Origin of the sequence: Clostridium punense, from assembly GCF_017874425.1 — a bacterium.
Classification (GTDB): Bacteria; Bacillota; Clostridia; order Clostridiales; family Clostridiaceae; genus Clostridium_J; species Clostridium_J punense.
On the sequence record NZ_JAGGLL010000021.1, the window covers coordinates 26,747 to 49,836 of the forward strand.

General features: G+C 30.2%; 19 protein-coding genes. 5 read left to right on the forward strand and 14 right to left on the reverse strand.

From position 1 onward, the window contains the following. Positions 1-82: 82 nt before the first annotated feature. From cas2 to cas6, 8 genes are all read right to left on the reverse strand, one after another. A complete protein-coding gene (gene cas2, locus J2Z44_RS13535; protein ID WP_021283469.1) occupies positions 83-373 on the reverse strand; it encodes a CRISPR-associated endonuclease Cas2 in 291 nt (96 codons plus the stop codon). After that, complete coding sequence (gene cas1b, locus J2Z44_RS13540; RefSeq protein ID WP_021283468.1) at positions 374-1,372, reverse strand: type I-B CRISPR-associated endonuclease Cas1b; 999 nt, start codon at positions 1,370-1,372, stop codon at positions 374-376. 12 nt (positions 1,373-1,384) lie between these two features. Beyond that, a complete protein-coding gene (cas4, locus tag J2Z44_RS13545; RefSeq protein ID WP_021283467.1) occupies positions 1,385-1,879 on the reverse strand; it encodes a CRISPR-associated protein Cas4 in 495 nt (164 codons plus the stop codon). An 8-nt stretch (positions 1,880-1,887) separates the two neighbouring features. Then, entirely contained in the window at positions 1,888-4,482 is a 2,595-nt protein-coding gene (cas3, locus tag J2Z44_RS13550) for a CRISPR-associated helicase Cas3' (protein WP_209649669.1), read from the reverse strand. Between the two features lie 229 nt (positions 4,483-4,711). Then, positions 4,712-5,509 (reverse strand): type I-B CRISPR-associated protein Cas5b, encoded by a 798-nt coding sequence (gene cas5b / locus J2Z44_RS13555; protein WP_021283464.1) that lies wholly within the window; start codon positions 5,507-5,509, stop codon positions 4,712-4,714. Position 5,510: 1 nt separating this feature from the next. Further along, a complete protein-coding gene (locus J2Z44_RS13560) occupies positions 5,511-6,479 on the reverse strand; it encodes a type I CRISPR-associated protein Cas7 (RefSeq protein ID WP_021283463.1) in 969 nt (322 codons plus the stop codon). Further along, positions 6,472-8,202, reverse strand: coding sequence for a type I-B CRISPR-associated protein Cas8b/Csh1 (gene cas8b / locus J2Z44_RS13565; protein WP_021283462.1), 1,731 nt, complete (start codon positions 8,200-8,202; stop codon positions 6,472-6,474). Before cas8b ends, J2Z44_RS13560 begins: the two co-directional genes overlap by 8 nt. A 12-nt stretch (positions 8,203-8,214) precedes the next feature. Further along, the gene (gene cas6, locus J2Z44_RS13570) at positions 8,215-8,916 is read right to left on the reverse strand and encodes a CRISPR-associated endoribonuclease Cas6 (RefSeq protein WP_021283461.1); all 702 of its coding nucleotides are present in this window, start codon (positions 8,914-8,916) and stop codon (positions 8,215-8,217) included. Between the two features lie 870 nt (positions 8,917-9,786). Here cas6 and J2Z44_RS13575 point away from each other — a divergent pair. From J2Z44_RS13575 to J2Z44_RS13585, 3 genes are all read left to right on the forward strand, one after another. After that, on the forward strand, positions 9,787-9,930 hold the full coding sequence (locus J2Z44_RS13575) for a hypothetical protein (RefSeq protein ID WP_161624465.1): 144 nt from the start codon (positions 9,787-9,789) through the stop codon (positions 9,928-9,930). A 92-nt stretch (positions 9,931-10,022) separates the two neighbouring features. Further along, positions 10,023-10,478, forward strand: a complete 456-nt coding sequence (locus J2Z44_RS13580; RefSeq protein WP_021283460.1) for an MgtC/SapB family protein — start codon at positions 10,023-10,025, stop codon at positions 10,476-10,478. 317 nt (positions 10,479-10,795) lie between these two features. Next, on the forward strand, positions 10,796-12,016 hold the full coding sequence (locus J2Z44_RS13585) for a metallophosphoesterase family protein (protein ID WP_021283458.1): 1,221 nt from the start codon (positions 10,796-10,798) through the stop codon (positions 12,014-12,016). 171 nt (positions 12,017-12,187) lie between these two features. Here J2Z44_RS13585 and J2Z44_RS13590 read toward each other — a convergent pair whose 3' ends face one another. Continuing rightward, positions 12,188-13,129, reverse strand: coding sequence for a helix-turn-helix transcriptional regulator (locus J2Z44_RS13590; protein WP_021283457.1), 942 nt, complete (start codon positions 13,127-13,129; stop codon positions 12,188-12,190). 91 nt (positions 13,130-13,220) lie between these two features. Between J2Z44_RS13590 and J2Z44_RS13595 the strand changes: the two genes are divergently transcribed. Beyond that, on the forward strand, positions 13,221-15,494 hold the full coding sequence (locus tag J2Z44_RS13595; RefSeq protein WP_021283456.1) for an ATP-binding cassette domain-containing protein: 2,274 nt from the start codon (positions 13,221-13,223) through the stop codon (positions 15,492-15,494). 774 nt (positions 15,495-16,268) lie between these two features. On the opposite strand, the gene J2Z44_RS13600 is transcribed toward J2Z44_RS13595, so the two are convergent. The 5 genes from J2Z44_RS13600 to J2Z44_RS13620 form a co-directional block, all read right to left on the reverse strand. Next, entirely contained in the window at positions 16,269-17,081 is an 813-nt protein-coding gene (locus tag J2Z44_RS13600) for an alpha/beta fold hydrolase (RefSeq protein WP_021283455.1), read from the reverse strand. A 70-nt stretch (positions 17,082-17,151) separates the two neighbouring features. After that, the gene (locus J2Z44_RS13605; RefSeq protein WP_209649671.1) at positions 17,152-18,810 is read right to left on the reverse strand and encodes a hypothetical protein; all 1,659 of its coding nucleotides are present in this window, start codon (positions 18,808-18,810) and stop codon (positions 17,152-17,154) included. Positions 18,811-18,814: 4 nt separating this feature from the next. Beyond that, a complete protein-coding gene (locus J2Z44_RS13610; protein ID WP_209649673.1) occupies positions 18,815-19,597 on the reverse strand; it encodes an ABC transporter ATP-binding protein in 783 nt (260 codons plus the stop codon). 435 nt (positions 19,598-20,032) lie between these two features. Continuing rightward, on the reverse strand, positions 20,033-22,156 hold the full coding sequence (feoB, locus tag J2Z44_RS13615) for a ferrous iron transport protein B (RefSeq protein ID WP_021283451.1): 2,124 nt from the start codon (positions 22,154-22,156) through the stop codon (positions 20,033-20,035). A gap of 3 nt (positions 22,157-22,159) precedes the next feature. Then, positions 22,160-22,399, reverse strand: coding sequence for a FeoA family protein (locus tag J2Z44_RS13620; RefSeq protein ID WP_021283450.1), 240 nt, complete (start codon positions 22,397-22,399; stop codon positions 22,160-22,162). A gap of 164 nt (positions 22,400-22,563) precedes the next feature. Here J2Z44_RS13620 and J2Z44_RS13625 point away from each other — a divergent pair, with 164 nt between their 5' ends. Beyond that, entirely contained in the window at positions 22,564-23,031 is a 468-nt protein-coding gene (locus tag J2Z44_RS13625) for a metal-dependent transcriptional regulator (protein ID WP_021283449.1), read from the forward strand. Positions 23,032-23,090: the final 59 nt, after the last annotated feature.

A 23,090-nucleotide genomic window follows, 5' to 3' on the forward strand; every position in this document is an offset into this window, starting at 1 on the left:
CTTTAAAGTAACTGAAAATAAACCTTAGATCAGTAATTTCAAGCCTTTGGCTGACCTAAGGTTATAATTCAGGTTGGTAAAATTATATTATCAAATCTTCTCCAGTACTATTTTGCTGGACTCCTAAGATTTCTTCCCCATACACACTACCATTTAGTAATTTTATAATACAAACAAAGTCCTCATTTTTATCTATTACTTTGTTAAGATCCTTCTTAAGAAGTATGAAATTTGAAGGAGTTATTTCTCCTCGGAACACTGACTTTTGAAAGTGAGATAAATACTTTTTACACACCTTAAAAACCCTGTTTACTCTTTTTTCATTTACATCGTAAAACAAAAAGGCGTAGTTATAATTAATTTTATTACTCATTTACATATTCTCCTTAATTCTAAAAGGAATAAATTCTTTGTCCTCTAAAATAAACTTTATAAGCTTATAGCAATCAAGTTTTATAGCAGTTCTGTATGTAATCTTTCGCTTAAGCTTAGGATGGGTAAATACACTTTCAAGCCTTTCTTCAAAGGCTGTGATGAAAATATTTCTTCCCTCTTCATTTAACAAACAATAATTAAGCTTTTTATCAAAATGTTTATTTACTTGTATTCTTTTGTTATTTACCAACTCAAAAATAGTTTTAAAAACTATCACTGGTTTAAAAGCCTCACTGATATCTAAACTTAAGGAAAATCTTCCTTCTGAAGGCTCATGTAAAAAACTTATTCTTTGGTCAAGGTGAGTATTGTATATTGAAGTAATTGTTTTTCCATAAAGCAAGGTATTTCCAAAGGATATTAAGGCATTTATAGGGTTATCTGGTGGTCTTTTTACTCTTTTATTCATTATAAAGTCTTCTGGGAGAATATATTTGAAATCCCCATAAAATCTTTGCCATAACTCCCCTTCTACTTGCAATATTTGTTTTATTTGATTTGCTTTATTTAGATTTTCTTTAAAATCACCTTTTATCCAATCAATAGTTTCCTTAACACCTTTTTTATCATGCTTATAGTAATGGTATAAAACTTCATGAATATTTTCTCCTATAGCTAAAACAAAACTCTTAGCTACTTCAATCCTTCTTAAGTTGAAAGCCTCAACTTGTTTTATTAATAGTTTACCACTGTTGTAGTAAGTCCTTGGATAAAAGGTTCCACTATATCCTTCGTGGTAATTAAAAAAATGAAGAGTTATATTATTTTGAGATAAAAAATCTAATAGTTTAGTATTTATGCTAACTTCTGAAAAGCAATAAATTTCTTTTGTGTTTTCTACTGGAATATAAACATTTTTTCCACCTTTTCTAAAGCATAAGGAATTATCCTTCCTTGTTAACTCTCCCATAGAGGTTATATATCTTGTGCTCCCCATGATTTCCTCCTTTTAAATATAGCAATACTCATAATATGAGCATTTTTTGCACTTAGCTTCATTAATAACTTCTGGTGCCTTTTCTCTATCCAAAAGTGCTTCAATATCCTCAATTATTTCATTTAGTTGTTTATAATTATCCTCGGTAATTTCTACATAAATAACTTTATTTGCAGTTTTATTCTTTTCTACAAATTCTAGCTTACCTTTCCTTTCTATGCCCTTATCTTTTAGTACTTTTAAATATAATAACAGCTGCCATTTTGCTGCTTCCACATCCGCATCAGACTTTTTAATTTCTATTAGGTATTCCTCAGTAAGCTTATCTATTTTAATATTATCAATGGTTATCTCACTGTTTTTAGATTTCTCTTTCTTTTCTTCATGAATTGCTTTTCCGATTTTCACATCTTCACTGTTATCTTCTAGATTTATTCTGTTTCCATGAAACCAACATTGTCTTTTACAATGAAAAAAATAGTTTATTAATGTGCCATTTACTTTCATAACTCCTCCTAAATAAACTCTCCAATCCCCTTACTAAACTTTTTTCTATCAAATTTCCCATTGGTGAAGTAGTTTTCTCCATTGTCAATTTTATAGATATCCCCAATCCTATCTTCATAAGTAAAATCTCTTGTATTGACTTTATAGATGAAATAATTTAGCTTTGATGTTACTTTAGATAATTCAACTTTCTTTTGTGAGTAATCTATTAAGTTATTTCTTAAAAGTTCTTCATACTCCTTCCAAACAGCTTCTCCCTCTAGCTTTGACCCATCTTCCAATTCAATAGTTCTGGTTAAAAATACAGTAACTTCATTTTTCTTATCGTCAATTAGCTCCATTCTTTCCCTAACCATAAAAAAATCTAAACTTCCTATTACCTCATCCCTAAAGACTTTAAAGTTATTATCATTAAGCTTTTCTCCTGACTTATTTATCCTATCTAAAATTTCATCATAAAACACTGAGAAGTCTTTATCTAAAAGTACTGTTCTCATCTCCTTTGAAGCAAGAGTTACACTCTTTTCCTTTCTAAAATCTCCCCTATAAATTGAAGCTGCCTCATCAAAGTTGAACAAATAAACCTTACAATCTGATTTCCTGCAAGAACGATTTATTCTTCCTAAGAATTGCTCCTCTGAATCTAACATAGATATATCTTTATATCCTATATCCATATCTATATCTACTCCAGCTTCAATAACTTGAGTAGCTACTAATATTATGTTCTTTTCATTTTTTACTTTGTCTATAATCTTATTTCTATCTATGCTATTGTCATCTCCAGTAATAAGTAAGATTTCTCTTTCAGATTTCCCACTTTCTGATGTTTCACCATAATAATCATTTAAATAATTATAAAAAGTTGTAGCTGTTTCCTTTTTAATAAACTCAATTAGTATATTTTTATCATTATTTTTCCCTGTGGTTGTAACGTGATTTCTTAAGTCTTCAAGGTTTACTTCCTCATCTAATAAAGAAAAGTCTAGTCCTACTCTATCTTTAAATATTGGATGTTTAAAATACTTATCTCTGTTGTCTATTAATTTAATAGCAATTTTTTCATCCTCTATTAATTTGTTAAAATTCGGCAAAGTTGCGGACATTATAATGAATTTCATATTTAAAGTCTTTGAGTATAAATTTAAAAACATGATGATTTCTTTCCATATGGAATTTTTATAGCTCTGTATTTCATCTAAAACCACTACACTATTAGCCATTTGAAATAGAGGGAATAAGTTATCCTTAGAAGTACCAAATAAATAGTTAAATATACTTACATGAGTTGTAAGTACAACTGGGTAGTTGAGAAATTGCCTATCTAGTAGTGATTTATCATAGTCTAGCTTCTTCCACTCATCCCCCTCTTCTATATTTCTTTCCTTAATGGGAACCACAGAATTAATTACAGCAATATCTTTCATTATTTCTTCCCTTTGCTCAAATATCTTCTCCAGGGATTTTATATTTTGTTCCACTAAGGTGTTGAAAGGATAAACATAAAATATTTTATTTATTAGCTTGTCTTCTTCAATTAGTTTAAAACTTAAGTTTAGAGCAACATTACTTTTTCCACTTCCAGTTGGTGCTTCAAGGTAAAAAATACTTTTATTTATATTCTCGGTTAGCTTTGCGTCTGCATCTAAAAACATTTCATTCCTTAAAATATTTATATCTTTAACTTTATCTAGTTCTTTCAAAGAACCGTAGCTATTTTTTTCATAACTTCTAATTCCCTTACAAACTTCTGTAGCTTTAAATACATCATAGAACTTGTGAATTTCTTTAATTTCTCCAAAATTTGAAACCTTGCATCCCTTCATGAAGTCCCCAGTTGAATAAAAATCACAAGCTATGAGCAATGAAAGCATTAATCTAGTGTAAATAAATCTATATATTTGTTTATCATCATTGGTTTCATCCCTGCTAAACATTTGCTTCTCAGCTAAGTTAAGCATTTTCTTCATAAGGTTATTTTTTTCGGTAAACTCAATTTCTTCTTTATAAATCTTATTAAACATGGCCATTTCCTCATTATAAAGCCTTCTACCTTCACCATCTATATTTGTAAACTTATTTTTGAAATCTTGAAAACTATCAAGACCAGTGTGATGTTTTGAAATAATATATGAGTTTATCACCATAAAACCAATAAGTTTGTTCCTAATATTGCTAGATAAGCTTTTATTATCTCTTATTTTCTTGTAGAAATAATTCATAAATATCAATGAAGAAAGAAGAGAATGATTTGAATTATTAAACTTTAACCCTTCCTTATTATTTAAAGCAGGATTATTAAGCTTTTTATATTGAAAGTTGCAATTAATTTTTCCTAAGTCATGCATGTAAATTGTATTTAATAGTATTTCTTTAAATAGCTTTCTCCCCTCAATATCCTGTTCTCCTAAAAGCTCTTGCTCAAGATTTTTAAAAACCTGGTCTAAATTTTTAGCTTGAACAATTTTATAAAAATATTCAAGACAAAGCTCCATATGATTTTCTAGTGTTTCATTTCCCTGCTCATTTTTATGAGCAAATATAAAATCACTATTACTTAAATTATTCTTCAAATTAAACTTCTCTACATTTTCAAAGTACATGATTTTCCTCCTAAAATTTATAAAATAAATAGGAGGTTTCCCTCCTATTTATTTTTGTAACAAGCAAACTCCTTTTAAAGTGCAACTTTGAAGGATCTTTAATCCTCACAAAGCTATCCTTATAACAAAAGCATTTTATTCACAAGCTTTTCTTTCCTATAACAAAGGTTGCTTTCATCCAAGTGTTCTCCTTCAAAGAATATAAGAAAATTTACCTTAGAAAATATCTTTAAAAAAAGAATATGAATTTTCCATCACAGTTATATACCAAAGCTTCCTTCTTAGTACTCAAAGACGAGTTAGTGAAGATGAACCTTTCAAACTCATACTTGTTTGTATTTTCTTCTAATGCTACAGGTAATAATTCTTCATACTTCCATATGCTTTCATAATCATCCACAGAGTCAAATATGTTATCTTCCTCGCACACATTAAGCTGAAAATAGTCTTCTATATATAAGCTATGAATTTTATCAACGTTTTCTACTCTTTCCACTGTCCTAATTATTTCCACATTATCTATATTGGCAACATGATCATTCTTACCAAGATAAGGTAGATACTTGAAGCTGAAAGAACTTAACCTATTTGCAATTTCTTCTTCAATTTTTCCTTGCACAAGCAAATATATACTCCACTTTGGGTTTTCTAACCACTGCTCTTTTACAATTAGGTTTCCACCCTTCTCATGAGAAGCATAGCCTACAGAGTTATTAAACACTTGAATTTTTTTCTCAATGTATCCTTTTTCATTTTCAGGCACTATAGCAACCTTTATATTTCTTAATTTCTCATAAAACTCTGGATAAGGACCTGTTTCTATTTTAGTATTACACTCTTCATATACTTCTTTATAAGTCTCTCCCATCGCTTTTTGGTTATATCCCTCAAAACCCATAATTGCCCCTAAAATCCCAAGTAAGGCTACTTTATGAATATTACCATAAGTAAAATAGTAATAGGAGTTCACATCAGGCTTCTTAAAAAAAGCGGTTCTTCCACTTAAAGTAAATTTCAAAACATCCATTTTAAACCTCTTCTTTTGTAAAAATATTAAAGTATTTAGCCTTGTTTAAATTTTTCTCAATTACTGTTGTATAAGGGTTATAGTACACTTCTATAGCTTCTATTTTTTCACTTACCTTATTAATTAGTTCATCACATTTAATTATTATGGAGCTTTTTTCTTCTCCTTTTTGGAAGTGAATATATTGAGTTAAATCTGGCAAATATAAATCATCCTTTGTTTCGACAAATAATGCAAATTCGTTCTCGCAGCCAATTTTAGAATTAGTACTATAGGAAGTAGCTGCAATAGTAGCTGCCTTTTTAAACTTACTATAGTCTTCTTCTGTGTAACCTTCTGTAACACCAAAGGATTTATATTCGTCATAACTATGGGGATTTATAGCAAAAGGATAAAAATAATGAGCTTCATTACTTACTATTTTTGTACCTAGTGTTGAAGACTTTGCTTCTCCACCTTCCTCATCCTTCTTCTTGTCATTACCCTTACCTTTATCAGATGCGTCCCTAAAAGGTGATAATATTTGTTGCTCTTCTGCACTGGTGCCTTCATACTTATTAAAGCCTTGACCAATTTGAACTGCACCTGTTATAGAAATGTTGTTACCTTCTTCTGCAAAAGTAGCTCCAAAGTTTTTAACATCAATTGCCATAAATAAATTAGTTAATAGTTTTTTACTATCTTTGTTCTTTTTTAGATCCTCTTCATTGAAAATAAACTCATATCTTTCCTTAAGAGACCTTGGTATAAGATCAGTTTCTCCCTTTTTACCCTCTTGTAATTTCATAGATTTAATATACAAGACTTTTTCCCCTTGTTGCTGCCACATCTTCTTCATAGGGAACTTAAATGCTTTATCACTACCAAATACCTCTCCGTCAGAAGTAGTCTTAGGGTAACCTGTAAAATCCGCATTCCAGTTACTCATCCTAGATACAATTCCTAAAACTCCAAATACTCTTTTATCCATTATGTTCATCCCCTTTACTTAACCTTTCATATATTAAGCTGCTGCTTAAATAACCAGCTATTATTAACTCCTCTTGAACTTTCCCTTCAGAACAATAAGATAACACTGCTCTCATAAGCCTTTCAAATCTTACTCCTTCAGCTGCATAGCTATACTTTTTAAACATCTTACTAATTTCTGTTTTTATTTTTTCATCATTCTTAGCTCCAATAATTGGATTTGCCAAAGAATGATTCTTTTTGCTAGACTTATTTAGAGATATAAAGTAACTTGTAAGCTGCCCTACTGCAAAGTAGTACTCTTTGTCATTTTCTATTTCAGCCTCAATGTTTTTATTATTTATTTTTTCTCTTAAGGAGTTTTTAACTTCCATTAAAATATCTGCCATATGAACCTCTCCCTCAAAATAAGCTTTTAAAGACCATCTTAAATTAAACTGCTCGCAAGCCCTTGGTATGGACCCCTTAACAATAGAACCCTTTATTATGCTTAGACTGCTTATATTTAATACCTTCCAAACACCATTATTGCTTCCCTTATAAAACCAATTAAACAATGCTCCTCTAGCAAGGAGTAGGTTTCTTTTTAAATTATTATCTATTAATGAAATATCTTTAGGATCTGTAAAATAATTATTTACTAAATACCCACTAAAAAATATTTCATTAACTATATTCTTAACCTCTTTCAAGGTGTTAATTGAGCCGTACCTCACCTTTAAATGCTTAGTGTCAGTATCTAGAATATTATCAAGGTTTATAGTTCTAATTCTATGCTGATAATTAACCACATTATCAAAATCATGGATTTCTACTTCTTTTCCCTTTTGAAGCCTCATATAAATACCAGTAAACTCATCTTCCAGCATTTCATCATTTGAAAAACTTAAAATTTGCTTATCATCTATGTAGATATTCTGTTTACCTTTTGAAAGCTGGTTGCTGAGATAATCAAAAAATTTTCTTTGAATGATTACTTCATCTAAAGATAATAAATATGGTACTGTTACCTTTCTAGTTTTATTTTCTAAATAAGGCTTTTTTGTGTTTAATCCCATATTATCATTGGGAAGTCCATAAATACTTCCATTTATAATTTCATTATAATCTGTGCTATTAAATATATTAGGTATAAAATACTTTTGACTCTCTTTCTTATATTCCCTCAAATCATACTTAAAGAAAATTTTAAGTTGAGTTTTGTCATTACTCTTATCATTAACAAAACTGTATAAATTTTCTTTAATCCAAGCTCTAATCTTTTCAAGTCTTACTTCATCAACTGCTCCATATCGCTTTTCCATTTCTTCATACATAGCTCTTGATTTTGATTTAGAATACTTTAGTGTAGGGTTTTTTAAAATGTCATAATAACCATCAATTACTTCCTTTGATATTTTTCTATTAGCTATATTTTCCTTTTTTACAAAGAAAGTAAAATAGTTGTTGCTAAATATATTTTTATCTTTAATGGCTTTGTTTGACTCTAAATATTTGCTCATATAATCAGCCTGACATATAAATCCATAGTAATCACCAGATGTATCTACTTGTTTAGTCTTCTTATCTTGCTTTATATGAACTTTATCTAATATTTTAAAGCTATCTCCTTCTTCACCAACAATAATATATTCACCATCTACTGGTATATAGTCATCTATTATTAAATTATCCTCATAAATCTCATATTTTTTCTTAAAGGTTTCAATAGCGTCCTGTAACACGTTTTCACCTCCCTATAAACACCTAAAGTTTACAAATCCAAAACCACGGCTGTTAGATTCTCCGATTCCTGTGCCTAGAGCCAAGTATGCTAATTTTTGCGATTCTTCATCATCTGATATTACTAAGGTTACTTTATCTCCCAATAACTCTACATTCTTCACAACAGTTGAAACAGGTTTCTTATTATCAAAAGATATAAAATTATACACTGGAAACTTCTCTTCAAGCTCTGTTTGTAAAAATTGATTATACTTCTTTATTAAGTTTGATTTAATTCTATTCTCATAATCAGCTAAAGATAAGTTTCCTCGCCAGTACCCCATATCCGTCTTTATAACACAAGGTGTAATAGAGTAAATCTTTTCAATATGTTTTTGGGGTAAAGTTTTTTCTTCTATAGTTAAGCTTTTTAAGCATTCAGTCTTTTCATCACATAAATATTTCTTAAAATGCTGTGCCAATTCTCTATTAATAGTTCTTATCTTAATATTATAAACTCTGCCATTTTTATAAACTCCATTATCTTCAAGAGGAAACAGACTATTAAAGCAATATCCTTTAAACATATTTTTATTGTGAAATTCTAAGAAATCACTTTCACGAGCTAAAGATTTATCTATTAACTCTGCAATTTTAGCCAGTGCTTCATTACTTCTTATATTCTTTAAGACATAAACCTTCAGGTTTAATTCCAAAACATTCAAATCCTTCAAATCCTTCACCACCTGGTTACATTATATCATTCTTCACAAATTTTTCCATAAAACATTTGTGAATGATTATTTACATTTTTATTATTAGTTTTCGTATAGTTAAAATCTCACTAGTGAGGTATCTTCATTTACATAACATGCTATAACTCAAAAATATTTTAAAGATAATTAAATTTAGATACAAGAGACACTTTAGCACATGATGAAAAGTTTGCTAATACTAGACCTAACTATTTATATCTATATCCATATTAGTAATTTATTTTATTTAAAATCAAATTAAAATTTAACTTTTTTACAACTTAATAAGAGCTGTAAATATGGCTTTTCCAATTTTATAATACCAGAAATTAATTACCTTTTTTTACTTTATAATTACACATATAAGCTTAGCTTATATTAATAAATAGAAAGTGCAGGAAAAGGCAATAGGAATTTTTAGTATAATTTCTTTATTATTCTTTCTAACTTGATAGACCATCAACGTAACCTTTAAATAAAAAAATATAAAGGGTGTTCTTTTAAAATTCAATAAGAGGTAAAAATATATATGAATGCTATTTACTGAAAAAGTTTTGGTGTATTGAAAAGGTTATGCTACTCTATAAATGAGGCTCACTGCTATTTTAGATTTACCATTATGATATCTTATGTAACTTTATGGCAGGAAGTTTATTCTTTTTGATAAGTGCTTCAACATCGGGTGGTATACATTCACAGAGTGCTTTAAAAAATTTCATATATGTATTAGTACAAGGCAAGAATGGAAAAGAAATTTGTATGAAAAAGGTTTATTATAATTATCATATTAAATAAAGAAGGTGTAGGAATTGGAAACTAAAGCTATTATGCTTGATAGTCTAAAATATATTGAGAACAATTGAGTTTAGAGATGAAATTCGTCGTAGAGCGAAGGCAGAACAAACATTAGATATATATTCTCCTATAGCTGCTAAATTGAGTAATGAAAAGGTAATGGCAGAATTAAATGATTTGTCTGTAAAGTATATTTAAAATTTACCATGAGAATTGAGTAATTTCTTTATTATGTAATTATGAAAAACAAATATATTCTTATTATTATTTAATGGAAATGGAGAAAGAAGATGAGTGATAAAATGATGTATTTTGAGGATTTCATTAAAATAATACTTTCATGTTTCTTAGGAGGATTAATAGGTCAACAGAGGCAGATGAAGGGTATGGCTATGGGGGTAAGGACACATATAGTGGTTTGTGTTAGTGCTGCTTTAGTTCAAATCATTTCAATAGATTATAATATTTTAAACGGTACAAATATTGATGTAATGAGATTAGGAGCTCAAGTAATATCTGGTATAGGTTTTTTAGGTATGGCAAGTGTAATTAAAAATGGTAATAATATCATAGGATTAACCACAGCAGCAAGTATATGGTTTATTGCATGTGTTGGTTTAGCTATTGGAAGTGGCATATACTTTCCAGGTATAATTGCAACAATTGTAATTTATCTCATTCTTAAAGATGTATTTAATCTAGACAAAAGGACGGAAAGTAGAAAAAAAATTAAAGATGATCATTAATTTAGAAGTTATTTTATGTGGAAGAAACAAGAATAGTAAAACTAAAAATATACAGAAGAGTTTTGAAGATTTTATTACTAAGGGATCTTGAAAAGTTAAATAAATATCTACTCTATTTTTAGTTATTATTTATTTTTAGATGCCTAGAATAAGTACAGAAGATAATGAAGAAGAGACTATTTTATGAAATTAGGTACATTCTTACAGGATAACTGCTGAAATATTATCATTGCTACTTAAATATAAAGCTATAAAATAAATACAGTTAAAAGTCATAAGCATTTAAAATAAATTTATGAATTGCATTGAAATAACTAATGAAAGTTGGAAAACCGGTGAATTATTGCGAAGATATTATAAAATATATAAATAAAATAAAAGAAAAATTGTATAACAATATGTATTGCTCAGCACAGGAGTTAGAAAAAGATTTTTACACAATTAATGAACTAACTGGTACTAAACCAAACACCACGGAGTATGAATATTTAAAGAGTGTATTTACAGTGCAGGAATTTCTTATAAATGAGGTATGTAAAATACATGAGAGTGAAAATGATTTAGTTAATGCTAAACTTTTTAGTGAAAATTTAAATATAAAAGAACTTAAGAAGCAGCTTAAGGATGGAAAAATGGCATTTAATATATACTCATTTAATGACAGTGGATATGATTATTTTTTAATTGGGGATATACATTCAGATTCAGTAAGTTTAAAGAGAATACTTCATATTTGTAATTTCTTTAGCAATGTTGTTGAGAAAAAGAAAAAACGACTTATTTTCTTAGGTGATTATGTAGATAGAGGTAAAGCACATATTAAAACCTTAGAGTATTTATTGGCTTTAAAGTTTTTGTTTCCTAACTATATATATTTATTAAAGGGAAACCATGATGCTGGTATTATAGTTGAGGAAAAAGTTAAGCTCAGCGTAAAAAAACCAGAGAATGAAAGTGATGAGGATTATTTTCTTTTATATTTGAATAACCTTTTAAGCAGTGATAACACATTAAGACTTCGCATACTAAATTCATATCTAAACTTTTTTAATAGTTTATGTAATATTGCTTTTATAACTAACCAAAGTGTTACTTTGTTAGCAGTACATGGTGGTATTCCAAGACCTAGAAAAAATGATTCAAAATATTATAGTTATATTAATAGCATATCTGATCTTACAAATATTAAAATAATAGATAACATGAATAAAACTATATGTAATAATATGCTTTGGAGTGATCCTTGTGAAAGTGATGATAATCTCAGAGAGAACTCTGGAAGGTTTAGATTCACAGTAGAACATTTTGAGGAATTCCAAAAGCATATAAATTTTGATTTATTAATAAGGGGGCATGTGGCAGAGAAGAACGGATTTAAAGGATTCTTTAATGATAGATTGTTTACCATATTCTCTAGTGGTGCTATTTTAGAAAATGATATAAATATAAACAATGAAACAGCCTATGAGGATATTAATCCAAGGATACTTGAGTTTTCTAGCACAGGACAAATTTCTTTATTAAATTTAAATAGTTGATTTATGTAAAATTAAATAGCCTATAAAAATACCGTATTATTCTCGTTGAGTTTTACGGTATTTTTTCATGGCAATAAAAAAATAGAATTCTCCTTAATTACAACTAAAATATATTAAATTCACCTCTTACATTTTGTGTTCACTCTCAAAGGAACCTAGTAAGCTTTACACCTATCCTCCATAGTTATCTATTACTTTCTGTGCTTCCATGCATAGAAACTCCTTCATTTCCTCTGGCTCAATTACTTTAACCTGATTACCTAGTTGCATAAAAAATCTTCCTGTATATTCTAAGTCGCTATAGTCTATTATTTCATCAATATAGCCACCTTCTCCATTTGGGTTCATAACAATGCTATCTCCTAGATAGGGATTATTTCTGCATTCCCTTACCCCTAAATCTGTTAAAGTTACATATAACCTTATGGGGTTAATTATTTTGTAGGAACTTATATATTCTTTTAAGGAAATATCTAGGTCTTTATATTGGGCATTAGTGTCTTCTAAGTCTAAGATTCTATCAACCCTAAAATGCCTCATATCCTCACAGCCAAAATCATAGGCTGGTACATACCAAAAGCCGTGGTTGCTGTATATGCCAATAGGAACTATTCTATAGTTTTTCTTTCCGTTTTTTGAGGCATATTTTATATTTATAATTTCCTTTTCTAAGGAATGCTTTAATAATTCCTTTATATAAGGAGCTTCAATTTCTCTTTTATGATTCCAAAACATTAAGGAGGACTCCATTTTATCCACAATACTTTGAAGATCTTCTGGGAGTTTTGTGTACAGCTTTCGTGATACTGAATTTATATCAATTTCAAAGGGAATGGTTTTATAATGTTTAAGAGATTGAAAAGCAAAGAATATGGCAAGTGCTTCATCTTCATTAAAGTTAATTGGAGGAAGCATTCGCGTTGATAGTACTCTATATCCACCATCTTTTCCTTGCTCTGTATATAAATACACTCCCATATCTGAGAGTTCTGTTAAATATCTATGAGCAGTTCTTACTGAAATATTAAATTCTTCAGCCACTTCATTGGCAGTAAATCGCTTCTTTGTGTTTACATATTGCAATAATTCAAATAACTTTTGTGCCTTACTCATTATTTATTTTCAACCTTTCTCACTTAATCTTGTCAAGTTCTGTCATATATCCATGATATTCTATATCTATTACTTAATCAAGGAGGTACTCATGGATAAAAACAATATTATTATTTCTGGTGCACGAGAAAAAAACTTAAAAAGTATAGATGTTACAATACCTAAAAATCAAATTACCACGGTGGTAGGTGTGTCTGGGTCTGGAAAGTCCGCCTTAGTTTTTGATACCGTTGCAGCGGAATCTCAAAGACAATTAAATGAAACTTACTCAAGTTTTATAAGAAATAGATTGCCTCATTATGGTAAGCCAGAGGTGGATTCCATTAATAATCTTTCCGTATCTATTGTTATTAATCAGAAAAGACTCGGGGACAATGCCCGCTCTACTGTAGGAACTGTAACTGATATTTATAGTCTGCTAAGGCTATTGTTTTCAAGAATTGGCACTCCCTTTGTGGGATATTCTGATATTTTTTCCTTTAATAATCCTCAAGGAATGTGCGAGGAATGTGAGGGTCTTGGCGTATCACAAGGTTTTCGGATAGATCAGCTACTAGATATGAATAAATCCTTAAATGAAGGTGCAATTTTATTCCCTACTTTTTACCCTGGAGGCTTTCGTTGGAAACGTTATGTTCATACTGGATTATTTGATAATGATAAAAAGCTTAAGGATTATAGTGAGGAGGAACTAGATACTTTGATTAATAAATCTGGCTTCAAACCCCAAAATCCAACAAAAGATTGGCCTCCTACTTCCTTTTATGAGGGCGTTATTCCGCGAATAAAAAAAGCATTTCTAACTAAAAGTTGCAGAGAAGCAAAGCTATATAAAAATCATATAGCAAGAGTAGTCTATGAGGATCTATGCCCTGCCTGCTCTGGAAGTCGCCTAAACTCTAAGGTATTAAGCTGCAAAATAAATGGAAAAACCATTGCAGATTGTGTAAATATGACCATCTCTGACTTAATAGACTTTTTAAAAGAAATTAAGGTACCCAGTGTAATTACAGTTACAGAGTCACTACTTCAGCAACTGAGTTATGCAAAAGAAGTGGGCCTTGGATATCTGTCCTTAAGTCGTGGAACTTCTACCTTATCTGGTGGTGAGTCTCAACGTATAAAAATGATACGTCAGCTTGGTAGTAGCTTAAATGGTTTAATTTATATTTTTGATGAGCCAAGCATTGGCCTCCATCCTCATGATATTCTTAGAATTAATAGCCTATTAAAAAGGTTAAAGGAAAAAGGCAATACTATTTTAATTGTGGAGCATGACCCAGATATTATTAAAATCTCTGATTGCCTCCTTGAAATGGGGCCTGGTTCTGGGGTTCTAGGTGGAGAAGTTATGTTTCTGGGAAGTTTAAGTGAGCTTTATCATAGCTCTACCTTAACAGCTAAATATCTAAAGAGTTGCCATGAAATGAAAAAAACAATTAGGGAACCTAAGGGTTGGTTAGAAATAAACAATGGTTCCTTACATAACCTCCATAATGTTCAGGTGAAGATTCCAAAAGGAGTAATGACTGTGGTAACAGGGGTAGCTGGTTCAGGAAAAAGTACACTGTTTAATAAACTTCTTCCTGCTTATTATCCACAATGTATTTCAATTAATCAAAAGTCCATTACCACTAACAAACGTTCCAATATAGCTACCTTTTCAGGTATTTTAGACCCTATTAGAAATTTATTAGGAAGTGTAAATAAGGTTGATGATTCCCTATTTAGTTTTAACTCAAAGGGTGCCTGCCAAAATTGTAAGGGGTTAGGAACCGTGGAACTTGATTTAGCCTTTATGGATGCAGTAACAGAGGTTTGTGAAGTTTGTAATGGGGAAGGCTTTACTAAAACTGCACTGCAATACTTATACAAAGGCAAAAATATCAGTGATATTCTAAATTTAAGTGTAGTTGAAGCTATAGAGTTATTTAGGAATCAACCTTTTGTCAGCGAGCTAAACAAGCTACAAGATGTTGGGCTAGGATACTTAAAGTTAGGGCAACGGCTAACCACTTTATCTGGTGGAGAGCTCCAAAGACTAAAACTTGCCCTTGAATTACAGGAGAAAAATCAAATTTATATACTAGATGAGCCAACTACTGGATTACACCCTTCTGATATTGAAAAGTTATTATTGATATTTGAAAGACTATTAAACAATGGTAGCACCCTAATTGTTATTGAGCACAATTTAGAAATCATGTGCCATGGAGACTTTATAATTGACATGGGGCCAGAAGCAGGAGAATTAGGTGGAAACATAGTGTTCTCTGGAAAACCTGAAGATATATTAGGTTGTGAAGAATCAATTACAGGCAGGTATATAAAAAATTATATTAATGATTCTAAGTACAAGGTTTAAAACTTCAACTATTAATTTACAGCTTAAACCTCACAACCCCAAAATAATATTAACCACCTAGGTTGCTTCCCTATCTGCATAGAGAGGATGGAAATTATGCTTCTACTCTTATTTCTACCAGGCTTGTCTTAGTAGTCGGTGTGATATATTCTAATTTTTATACTCTCGTTATATCTCAGACTACTTCTGAAATCTAACGGGTTATATATCTGATTTTTAAGATTCCATGAAATCTTTATAAAGAGATATATTTAAAGCTTCTTTTATAGATATATTTATAACCATAAATCGTGAAAAGTTCTTTTATTGAAATCTTAATATACAGATATCGTGAAAAATTGTTTTATTGAAATCTTTATAAAAAGATAAGAAGATATAGTGTTCATGCGGGTTTCAAGGGTTTTATGTGGAATTAGGCTACTATTTTTTATTGATGTGATGATGTAATTAAGGGATATGTAAAAACCAAGTATTTTAAACTTCATTTTGACATATCCCTCTTTTAAAGTCTCTATTTAGAATCTTATTGAGTTTTTCATGCTTAATACTAAAAGCTACCTTCCAAAGCTGGCTATAAAACTACTACTTGAAACAATAATATAATAATAAGGATTGTGTAGAAGAAATATCTTCATAAGAGGTTCTAGCTTCCTTTAAAATCACAAGGTTCTTCGCCTCTATATGATTTAGATAATTTATAAAATATTCAATATCAGAAAGCCTGCTAAGAAAAGATTCATCATGTTTAAAGCATTTGAAAATTCACTCATAAGCTTATTTCTGAATAAATTTTACTAGCTCTTCATTAAATTTATCCTTTTGATCATAAAACACTCCATGACCACTATAGCTGAAAGGTAATAGTTTTGAATTTTTAATGATTTTGTTTTGTATTTCACCTAGTTCAAAAGGAACAACCTTATCATGGATTCCATGAATAATTAAAGTTGGAACATTTACTGCCTCTAAATCACAAAACAGCACTTCATTTAACCAAGTATTGGCAATGGCTGCGGTTGACCATCCAGCCGCTTGTAAGCCTAACTGGAAAAACCAATCTGAGAAGGCTTCACTTATGAACTGGTAAAAGAATATATCTCCAAAACCTCTAAGCATTTTAGGTCTATCGTCATATGTTCCTTCGATTAGCTGTAGAACTGTTTCCTTATCTAATCCGTAAGGAAAATTAGAACGCTTAATGAGACTAGGTGCAGCTGCAGAAACTAGAACAAGCTTTGATATTCCATACCCTTTATGTCTCCCCATATATCTTGCGGCTATGGCCCCTCCAGTTGAATGTCCTACAAGTGTAATATCACATAATCCAAGTGTATCAATTACACTTTTAACATCATCTGCTAGGGTATTGTAATCATATCCTGTCCATGGTTTATCTGAATTTCCAAATCCTCTTGTATCTATTCCTATACATCTATAACCTTGCTTAGGGAGCTTGTCAAACTGATATTCAAACAATTTATGACTGCCAGGCCACCCATGTATAAACAGAATTGTCTTTTTTCCTTCTGGATTCAAATCTTCCACATATACTTTTACATTTGTAGAACATTTTATATAATAGCTCATTATGAACCTCCAATAATTATTAGCTCTACCACTATATTATTCACTTTGCAAAAGAGTGTGTATGCTAAAACTATTGTCCCAAAGCCTTATCAAGTTTTTCAGGCTTAATGTTGAAAGCTACATTCCAAAGTATTAGGTTAGCTACAATACTTACACCTAAAAGTATATAAAAACTATAATCCATTTTGCCTATAAAATAGTGTGCTACCCATATGGCACCAATGACAAACATTAAGATAAAGTTTATGCCTACGTCAGATTGTTTTGCAGCATCATAGGGTTGTGAAAATGGCAGGCCTTTTTTCATAGTCATAAAGCATAATAGAGTATAACTCATCATATTCAAAAGAATCACCACTAAATCTCCTGTTATCCTCACTCCAAAAATAGCTATGAAAACTGCTGCTTGAAACAAAAATATAGGAAGAAATAGCTTAGCTATAAGTGCTTTCATAGTTCCTTTAAACACAGGCTTATAGTTGTTAATTGGCATAGTTTTATAGATCCAAGCTCCTTTATAGTTTCCGGAGTACTTAACCATAATAATAATTGAAGATAACATCATTCCAGTAAAGTATATAAAAAAGTAAGATTTTCCCTTAGAAATCTCAGCAAAGGAAGACATAGATAACCTTTGAAAGATAAATATAAAAGGAAAGATTATAGCAAGCCCTAAGGATGGGTATACCTTAAGCTTAAATTCCCTTTCATTTTTGATCATGTCTGAGGTAAACCTAAAGAACAGCCTCTCCTCTTTGCTTCTGCACAAAATCTTTGAAATTAATTCCCCAGGTTTTCTTTTAACTTTTTTCCTCTTTCCAGAGTTATTAGTCATCTTTTGAAGATTTTCTTCAAACATAGCCATGGACTTAACATAAAACGCTATTGCAGTAATTGGAACTACAACAGCCATCACAGAAAGAATACCATAAACTAAATTTATCTCTGATTTTTTCATTATCTCAAATGGGGCTGCAAACCATACAGGAGGCAGCAAATATTGCCACCACTTTGGTGTAAACTGAACATTCATTTCTGCTACCTGGAATAGTCTCCCCACCATTTGATAACCTATAGCAATTACTAAGCTTAGAATAATTTGAAAATAGTTGATTACATCTTTAAGCTTTTCTCCATCAAAGAATCTTAAAATTATAAGATATAAGAAGGAAGTTAAAACTATTATAAACATATCTAAGAATATCACTGCTACAATAAACATAAGAGTAAATAATATTCCATGCTTTGAAACACTAGCAATAAGAGCTGGTAAAATCAAGGCTATGGTTACATAAAACATATATAAAGACACATGAATGGTCTTTGCAAAGTTTAAGGTTCTTGAATCTACTGGCTTTGTGCCTATTATATTTTTATCCCTCACATCTAAAAGTACCGATGAAAAATCTGAAATTAAAGAGGACATAATTAAAAACATAATTATCCCAAACACAATACTCATTTGATATAAATAACTGCTTTCCATGAGAATAAAAGGAATTAACATTAACCCAATAAGGATATATACCCAGAGGGATTTTAAAAACCTATTACTGTTGTCTTTTTCACTTTTTTTATTATCATTAGCTGCAAAAACTGTTGGTACTCTTCTTCCATCCATTAAAAGCTTTATTTGAAGTATTTTTCTCATTACCTCATAATCTACTCCAAGTTTTTTGAAGATGGACTTAAACCTATCTAAAAACTTTAAAAATTTAAAATCCTTCATAAGTCTACACCTCTTCAACCACAGAGACAAACTCCTCTGCAATAGTTTCATACTGGTTAAACCCTGTAAGCTGGTTGAAGATTTGTTCTAGGGTACCCTCTTTAATATTTTCCTTAAGCTCATTAAAGCTACCATCTGCAACAACTTCACCATTATTTAAAAGTATTATTCTATTGCTTATTTTCTCCACCACGTCCATGATGTGTGAGGAGTAAAATATGGTTTTACCTTGCTTTGAAAGATGAAAAAGAATTTCTTTAACTACCATTACACTATTTGCATCTAGTCCACTTAGAGGCTCATCTAAAAATAATATGTCTGGATTGTGAAGAAGACTAGAGATAATTAAAACCTTCTGCTTCATGCCCTTAGAAAAAGAGCTAATTCTTGAATTATAGGAGTCTTTTATTCCTAAAAGCTCCATAAGCTTTTCTGCTTTTACATCTGCCTTTTCAAAAGTTAAGCCATAGAGTTCTCCTATAAAGGTGAGATATTCCCTTGCTGTAAGGCTATCATAAATGTCGGCAATCTCAGGTACATATCCAATTCTTCTTTTATATTCTTTGCTATCCTTTGATATATCTTGTCCTAATATTTTAACTTCTCCCTGGTACCCATGTACAATACCTAAGATAATTTTAATAGTAGTACTCTTACCTGCTCCATTAGGTCCAATATATCCAATAATTTCTCCTTGGTGTATTTCTAAATTTATCCCCTTTAAAACCCTTTTTTCCCCATAACTCATGGACAGGTTCTTAATCTCTACTGTCACATCATTACCCATATAAACTCCCCCAACTGTTAAATTAATACTTATAATATATCATTTTCCATTTACAATTTCAAATTATAATGTGAATTTAAACTAATTGTTTAAATTTTTCTTGAAATTATATTTATTATTATTCATTAATTAAATTTACATTTAATTTTAATTCTCTAGAGTTCATATAAAATAGTGACCAATATATTACTACTGTTTTTAAATTGGTTTTATTATTTTCTGTTAGGTTTATAAGTAATGTTTATCTTATCTTTAAGGGCTCTGTGCCTATATTGCACCATCTATATAAGTAAAAAAACAACAGAAAAACCATGAATAATATGAAGAATTAATTCTTATATTATCCATGGCTTATTAAGCCCACCCTAATAAATCTTCCTTTTATTGAAGCCTGCTAATAAATATTATTTTAAATTTCGTGGTTTTCCTAGAAAATTAAAATAATAAACCAAATAACTTAAATAAGTTTGTAGTTAAAAAACATACTCCAAAGGCAATTATTGTTGGTAAAGCAAAGCTGAATGCTGTCCACTTCCAGCTTCCTGTTTCTTTCTTAATTGTCCATAAGGTTGTAGAACATGGCCAATGAAGTAAACTAAATAGCATTGTATTTAGTGCAGTTAAATACGTCCATCCGTTATTTCGTAAAACTTCCGTTAAAGACTCAAGACTCTCAAACTCTATCATTGAACCAGTAGATAGATAAGACATTAATAATATAGGTAGCACAATTTCATTTGCAGGTAATCCTAAAATAAAAGCCATTAAGATAAATCCATCAAGCCCAATTGCTTTTGCTAATGGATCTAGTAGATTGGCAACATATGCAATTATACTAAGATTTCCAATATATATATTACCTAAAATCCATGTTAGGGCTCCTGCTGGCACTGCTACAAGCACAGCTCTAGACAATACAAATATAGTTCTATCAATTAAAGAAGTATAAATAACTCTTCCAATTTGCGGCTTGCGATATGGTGGTAATTCTAAAGTAAAAGTTGATGGTACCCCCTTTAACAGAGTTTTAGATAGAATAAATGATACTAAAAGAGTTACCCCAATACCAATTATAACTATAAGCGTTACAGACAAGGATGGAAGGATACTTAAAAACTTCTTCTCACTTATCATGGCAAAAAACACTGTAGAAATTGCAATAAGTGTTGGAAACCTACCATTGCAAGGGACAAAGTTATTTGTAATTATGGCAATTATACGTTCTCTAGGCGAATCGATAATTCTGCATCCAATTACCCCTGCTGCATTACACCCAAATCCCATGCACATTGTTAAGCATTGCTTCCCATGAGCACAAGCTTTTTTAAATAAATGGTCTAAGTTAAAGGCTATACGTGGAAGATATCCTAAGTCCTCTAAAAGGGTAAACAAAGGAAAGAATATTGCCATTGGTGGTAACATAACAGATACAACCCAAGCTAATGTTCTATACATTCCTAACACAAGAATTCCATGAAGCCACTGTGGTGCATTCATGGCTATAAACCATTGAGTTAATTTTTCTTCAAAACCAAAGAGTAAATTAGCCAACATTTGTGAGGGAATATTAGCCCCCTCTACCGTAAGCCAAAATACTAGTCCTAGTAGAAGAAGCATCAAAGGTATGCCAAAAACTTTGGAGGTTATTATATCATCAATCTTCTCGTCTCTTTTCCATTTAGAGCTGTCACTTTTAATGCATTTATTGGTAAGCTCTTTAGCTAACCTATAAGTTTCATGTGTAATTGATTCTCTAATGATTTCTCTATCTATATTTAAATTTAAATTCTTTACTTTAGAATTTGTATTCTCAACAGTTTCATCACCTAAATACTCTTTTAAGGAGTTAGTAATACTTAAATCACCATCAATTATTCTTAAAGCAAGCCATCTAGAGTTCATATTAGGAATAGTTTCCTTTATGATTGGCTCCACCTCACTAATTAATTTTTCAATTTCATCCTCATACCTAATTTTCATATTAGAATACTTATATTTATCAAAGCTAACTTCGTGAACTATGTTTTTTAGTTCTTCCAGACCAGTACCATTTCTAGCTGCGGTTAAAACAACTGGTATGCCTAAATGCTTTTCTAAACCTTGTTTATCTATAATAATGTTCTTTCTTTTCGCTTCATCTATAAGGTTTACGCATAGTATTACTTTATCTGTAAGTTCCATGATTTGAAATACTAAATTTAAATTTCTTTCAAGACATGTAGCATCTGTTACAACTATGCAGGCTTCAGGATTTCCAAAACAAATAAAATCTCTTGCTACTAGCTCTTCCACAGAAGACGCAAAAAGAGAATAGGTTCCAGGTAAGTCTACAAGAATATAGTCATTATTTTTATATTGAAATTCTCCCCTAGCATTTACTACCGTTTTTCCTGGCCAATTACCTGTATGTTGGTGCAGCCCAGTTAATGAGTTAAATACAGTGCTTTTTCCTGTGTTAGGATTTCCAGCTAGGGAAATCACATGTTGACTTTCACTAGCTTCAATATTAAACATATCTTTTAACGATTCTTTTTTCGATGTTTTATAAGTTAATCCCATTTTTTACTCCTTTATCTTATTGCTAATCACATAAACTAAACTTGCTTCTTCTTTTCTAAGGGCAATCATAGCTCCTCTAATTTTATAAACTACTAAATTATCCTTAGGGCCTTTTCTAATAATTTCAACTTTAGATCCTTTAACTAACCCAAGAGCCATTAACCTTTCTTTTAGTAAATCTTTAGCTTCTAAACTTTTTACTTCCACTATTTCTCCAACCTTCATTTCACATAATTTGTGCATTACTTTCACCTCGAAAATTATTTAATTTAGCTTAGGCTATAAGTTTTAACCATGTCTAACATTCACCCTGCTTTATACTATGAATGAAAATAAAAAATGGTTACCATTAGCATAAAAAAAATTGTAGTGAATATAATTATGTATATTAAAATGGGGGTGAATTTATGGAGAAGAATGAATTTTATACTTTTAGAGAATATACTAAAAACTTTAAGAGCAACTTAACTCCCTGTGAAGAAGATTATGTTGAAATGATTTATAGATTATCAATAAGCAACAATGGCTACACAAGGGTAAATGACCTAGCAGCTGCTTTAAATGTTAAACCTCCTTCAGTTACAAAAATGATAAAGAAGTTAAATAATAAAGATTTAATTGCTTATGAAAAGTATGGAATAATTCAATTGCTGGATAAAGGAAAAATCACTGGTAAAATACTTCTAGATAGGCATAATACCATTGAAAAGTTTATGAAAATGTTGGATATATCAGAAGATATACTTGAAGAAACTGAAAAAATAGAGCATACCATTAGTGTTGAAACTTTAGTTAAAATTAAGGAGTTAGTAGATTTCTTTACAGAAAATAGGGAAGCCCTTGAAATGTATAAAAGATTCAAAGCGAGGCTTTAGTTACTCTTTTTAGTAGTATATTGTTCTCAGATGATTTAATAGTATAACTGTATTAAAAG

Coding starts and splice junctions, on each gene's coding strand:
- J2Z44_RS13585 (WP_021283458.1), top strand. CDS start 10,796: ATGAAAGTTGGAAAACCGGTGAATTATTGCGAAGATATTATAAAATAT.
- J2Z44_RS13580 (WP_021283460.1), top strand. CDS start 10,023: ATGAGTGATAAAATGATGTATTTTGAGGATTTCATTAAAATAATACTT.
- cas5b (WP_021283464.1), bottom strand. CDS start 5,509: ATGGATGTTTTGAAATTTACTTTAAGTGGAAGAACCGCTTTTTTTAAG.
- feoB (WP_021283451.1), bottom strand. CDS start 22,156: ATGGGATTAACTTATAAAACATCGAAAAAAGAATCGTTAAAAGATATG.
- J2Z44_RS13625 (WP_021283449.1), top strand. CDS start 22,564: ATGGAGAAGAATGAATTTTATACTTTTAGAGAATATACTAAAAACTTT.
- J2Z44_RS13610 (WP_209649673.1), bottom strand. CDS start 19,597: ATGGGTAATGATGTGACAGTAGAGATTAAGAACCTGTCCATGAGTTAT.
- J2Z44_RS13600 (WP_021283455.1), bottom strand. CDS start 17,081: ATGAGCTATTATATAAAATGTTCTACAAATGTAAAAGTATATGTGGAA.
- cas2 (WP_021283469.1), bottom strand. CDS start 373: ATGAGTAATAAAATTAATTATAACTACGCCTTTTTGTTTTACGATGTA.
- J2Z44_RS13590 (WP_021283457.1), bottom strand. CDS start 13,129: ATGAGTAAGGCACAAAAGTTATTTGAATTATTGCAATATGTAAACACA.
- cas1b (WP_021283468.1), bottom strand. CDS start 1,372: ATGGGGAGCACAAGATATATAACCTCTATGGGAGAGTTAACAAGGAAG.
- cas4 (WP_021283467.1), bottom strand. CDS start 1,879: ATGAAAGTAAATGGCACATTAATAAACTATTTTTTTCATTGTAAAAGA.
- J2Z44_RS13560 (WP_021283463.1), bottom strand. CDS start 6,479: ATGGATAAAAGAGTATTTGGAGTTTTAGGAATTGTATCTAGGATGAGT.
- cas3 (WP_209649669.1), bottom strand. CDS start 4,482: ATGTACTTTGAAAATGTAGAGAAGTTTAATTTGAAGAATAATTTAAGT.
- J2Z44_RS13620 (WP_021283450.1), bottom strand. CDS start 22,399: ATGCACAAATTATGTGAAATGAAGGTTGGAGAAATAGTGGAAGTAAAA.
- J2Z44_RS13595 (WP_021283456.1), top strand. CDS start 13,221: ATGGATAAAAACAATATTATTATTTCTGGTGCACGAGAAAAAAACTTA.
- J2Z44_RS13605 (WP_209649671.1), bottom strand. CDS start 18,810: ATGAAGGATTTTAAATTTTTAAAGTTTTTAGATAGGTTTAAGTCCATC.